The 4,668-nt window shown below is 61.2% G+C and carries 2 protein-coding genes; both read left to right on the top strand.

From position 1 onward, the window contains the following. On the top strand, window positions 1-3,344 hold a 3,344-nt coding region (locus tag HMPREF1985_RS08835), incomplete at its 5' end, for a YDG domain-containing protein (RefSeq protein ID WP_021772254.1). Between the two features lie 215 nt (window positions 3,345-3,559). Beyond that, window positions 3,560-4,668, top strand: a 1,109-nt coding sequence (locus tag HMPREF1985_RS08830; protein ID WP_021772252.1) for a PDC sensor domain-containing protein, incomplete at its 3' end; no start/stop codon positions are given.

The following is a 4,668-nucleotide window of genomic DNA, read 5'->3' as shown; positions in this document are numbered from 1 at the left end:
GTTTCACGGGCAAGGGCAGGATCGAGCAGAAGCAGATCGAGGTCAAGTTCGGCCGTATGGAAAAGGAATACGACGGCAGCGCGGACGCAACCCCTGCGAATCTCTCCGATGCCATCCCGACCACGCCTCCGATCGGTGCGGTGAACGGAGACGCATTCGACGACATTTTCGACCGCAGCCGCATCAAAGGCTACTATGGCGACGTCTACGGGAACGGGACGCTCGTGCCTGATGCCTCCGTGCGCCGCGACGCGAACCATCATGTCATCGACAAGGTGACGGCGTTCACGGACAGCGCGACGGGCAACATCGCCGACGCACTCAAGCGGAATCCAAACGGCGTGTCGAATTATGCGCTCGCCGGCAATCCGAAGGCGATCGCGGGCGTGGGCAAGATCGCGCCGCATGCGATCCACACCTCGGACGTACGCGTTCACTACGACCCGATATCACGCGCGTACGATGGCACGTGGTACGGGCTTACGAATTCGGATTTCTCGGAAAATCAGGACGCCGAGCGTGGGCATCTGAAGCTCACGACGACCATCAACGGCGCATCGGTCGATCTCCAGTACGATCTTGGCCGGGCGACGTTTGACGATGCGAACGTCGGCACGAATAAAACGATCACTTATCACATGAATGGGCTTGCCGAGCAGGATCTCGGCAACTACGCGGTCGAGTCGGGCTTCGGCGCATGGCTCAACAATCCGGCGAACTGGCAGTTCGCCGGCAATACGATCACGCCGCGCAAGATCGCGCACAACGATGTCGCGAAGCTCACGAAGACCTACGACGGCACGAACTACGTGTCGCCGATCGACCCCGCGACGCATGCGCCGATCCTCGATACGGCGACGCACCTGCCGCTCGCGATTGAACCCGCCAGGACGAAAGACGGCGGCGACTACGAGACGGCGACGCAGTTCAGCGGAATCCTCGCCGGCGATGCCGGGACGGTCAGGACCGTCATCACGAATGCCGCGTACGACGACAGCAAGGCGGGCAGCCGCACGGTGAACTACACGGCGGAGATCCTAGGCGACACGCATGGCAACTACGCGTTTGCCGATGCCGCTGCCACAACGCCGCACACCATCTCCTATCAGGGCGCGGGCGAGATCCAAAAGCGCAAGCTCACGATTCGCGGCAATGTTCTTGGATTGGATCGCGCGTACGACCAAACGGAACATGTGGATGCGGCAGGCAGGACGCGCATCGAAGACGTGCTCGACGATCCTGCGAACTGGTCGGGACTCGTCACGGTCAATGGCGCGACGGACGATGTGCGGCTGAAGACCGATCCTTCCACCGGCGACGCAAGCTTCGATGCGTATTACGTGCGCGCAAATGACAGGACGCCGGACCGCCATGTACGGCGTGATGCAGACGGCACGGTGCAGGAAAAGAACATCGTCGTCGACAACATCCAGGTGGAAGGCAATGATGCGGGCAATTACGAGCTCTCCTCGGAGATCCGCGCATCGGGCAAGATCACGCCGAAGGTGCTGACGAGCGCGGTGACGGATCCCGCTGAGAAGGTCTACGACGGCACGAGCGCGCTGCGCAATCCGCAGGCGAAGATCCATGTGGAAGGCGCTGTGATGATGCCGACTGGTCGCCCGGAGGACGTTGGCCTTCAGGTCGAAGGAACCTTTGCCCATGCGGATGCCTCGGGGCAAATTACAAATGCGGACGCTAGGGACGTCGACGATGCGAATCGGGCACTTTATCATATTTCCATTGCGAACGGCGACTATGCGCTCGATCCTTCGTATGCGATGCAGGAGGATCTTTCGGGCGCCGGCAGGATCACGCCGTATACGTTGAAGGCGACGGCGCGGACAGCGACGAAGACGTACGACGGGGATACCGCCCTGCGCGCGGACGGCGACGGCGCAGTCCTGCCGCAGGACGGGGCAGGCTACTACCTCGATGTGGACAAGCCGGCCTTCGATGATGCGGCGCTCGGCGTCACGGCGACGTCCGCAGGCTACGGCAATAAGGACGCGGGATCGTATGCCATCTTATATGAAAACCTCGCGCTAACGAATAATGCCCATGACAACTATGCGCTCGAAGCGGATCCCGCGACGGGGCTGCCGAAGGCGGTGCAGGGCAAGGGCGTCATCGAGAAGCGCAAGCTCTCGCTCACCGATGCGGATCCGGTTTCAAAGGTGTACGACGGCACGGACACGCTGCTTTCGTATGACCGAAACACGAATCGGAACGAGACGGTCACGGCGAAGGACAAATTCCATATCCGCGGCCTTCGGAATGTCGTCCCGGGCGAAGAGAACGATGTGTTCGAGGATATCGCGATAACGGGCAAGTTCGCCAGCAGGCATGCGGGCAATCAGGGCGTCCAGTACGATCTGCATCTCGCGGCGCGCTCGGCGAAGAACTACGACCTGCCCGAGACGTACACGGGCGCAGGCACGATCACGCCGCGCACGATCGGCGTACAGGCGGATCCGACGAAGACACCGCAGAAGGTCTACGATGCCGGCCGCGATCTACCCGATGCGCAGGCGTATCTGGTGGCTGCAAACGGCGCGGATCCCATCAACAAGATTCTCGCCGGCGACCGCGTCGGCGTCGCTTCCGCGAAGGGAACGTTCCGCGATCCGAACGTGGCGGGCACGCCGGGAGCAAACCGTGTGGACTACACGCACATCACGCTCGACAATCCAGACTATCAGCTCGCGCAGGATGCGCTTTCCGATCAGCCGGGAACGATCACGCGCCGCCCGCTCCGCGTCAAGGCAAAGCCGCAGATCCGCGTGCTTGGCGAGGACTTGACGGGCTTTGCGCCCGGCACGGTTTCGGGATGGGCAACGCCTGCGGACAAGGAGGCTTTGGAAGGCGCGTTCGAGTGGGGACCGGCACCGGGCGCAAAGCAGCCGGTCGTGCCTAGCCTCTACGGTCTCTATGGAACGTACCACGGCCAGCTTGAAGGCGACTTTGACCGCAACTATACATTCGATCAGGAGCCGGCAAATCGCACGGCGCTCATGATAGGGCCGAACCGCGCGTACTACGCGGCGACGGCAGACGGGCTTCTGCGCCCCGACCGCACGGTCTACACACAGGCGTCGAAGGACAGGACGAGCGACTACGCGCGCGTGCCGAAGTACGATGTCAGCTATACGGCGGGCGGTGCAGGCAACGGCAGGACGACCGAGCCGATCGCGCGCGATACGACGGTCGAACACGAGCGCGGCGAGCAGCATCCGATCTTCGCGCGTAAGACCGCGTTTGGCATTGAGGGCGAAGACGCCGTGAATCTTGACGGAGGCGACCGCGCGACGCGCGACCAGGCAGAAGCATCGCTTGCCCGATAGGGCGCTTGCTGGTAACGGAATGGGATCTGCTGGGGATCGGGCAGTCCGCCAAAACAGCCCTGCGGCAGTGCCGCAGGGCTGTTTTGATGGGGATGGAAACGGAAACGTTGCAAAAAAATCGCTGACGAGAAGGAGTTTATGGAGTTTTATAGAATCTAACCGTATGGTAATGTTACAAGAGGATCGTATTAAACGGAAGTGAAGGAGAGGTAATCATGCAGTTAAAACCGAAGATGATGTTGGGCATTGGCGTGCCCCTCGTTATCGTGTTTCTCATTATGGGCTTTATCATCAACTCGATGGCAAGCTCATCGCTCTCAGAGAGTTCCCTCAAGGGGCTCTACGAGATGAGCGAGCACTATGCGAACCAGATCAATGCGACGATGCGTGCGGATCGCATTGCCGTCCGTACCATGTCGCTGAGCTGGTCGGAACAGATGCCGCCAAAAGACATCCTGAAGGATACACTGAATCAGTTGGCGAAGCTGGATGGCGTCAATGCCGCCTACATCGGCCGTCCGGACGGCACGTACGATTCGAGCATCACGCTGCCCGACGGATTTGATCCGCGGACGCGCGGCTGGTACAAGGACGCCGTGGCAAATCCCGATACGGATGTGATCTCGCAGGCATACAAGTCACTCTCGGACGGCAAGCCCGTCATCACGATCAGCAAGGCGATCCTAAAGGACGGCCAGCTTTTGGGCGTCCTTGCCGTCAACGTGCCGCTCGACTTCATCGCGGATACGCTGAAGGATGTCAAGGTCGGCGAGACGGGGTCGATGTTCGTCGTCGGGCATAACGGCGAGTTCATCTACCATCCGAAGTATTCCGTCGAGGACAAGATCACGGAGATTGACGGCGGCGCGCAAAAGGAGCTTGCGTCCAAGCTCATGACGGGCAAGGCGGAGTCGTTTGCGTACGAGTTCCATGGCGAGGACAAGCTCTATGCGGCCGCTCCGCTCGGGCAGTCGGGGCTGACGCTTGCCGTCGCGCTTTCGCAGGATGAAGCGAATGAGGCGGCGACGCACATGAGCTACCTCGTGCTCGGCATTTCGCTTGCCGGCATCGCCATCCTGCTCGGGGTGACGTTCTTCTTCCTCACGTCTGCCATCACGCCGATTGAGAAGCTCTCTGCCATCGCAGCGCGCATCGCAGGGGGCGACCTCTCGATGCAGATCCCGCGGAGCAACCGCGTCGACGAGGTCGGGAACCTGCAGAACAACAACGCGAAGATGCTCGATTCCATGCGCACGATGGTCTCGGGCACGGCGAAGGCGGCAGAGCAGGTGTCGGCGTCGAGCGAGGAGCTGACGGCGAGCGC

It is taken from the genome of Mitsuokella sp. oral taxon 131 str. W9106 (assembly GCF_000469545.1).
Lineage (GTDB): Bacteria > Bacillota > Negativicutes > Selenomonadales > Selenomonadaceae > AWVT01.
This window is presented reverse-complemented; position numbering and strand designations above follow the sequence as displayed.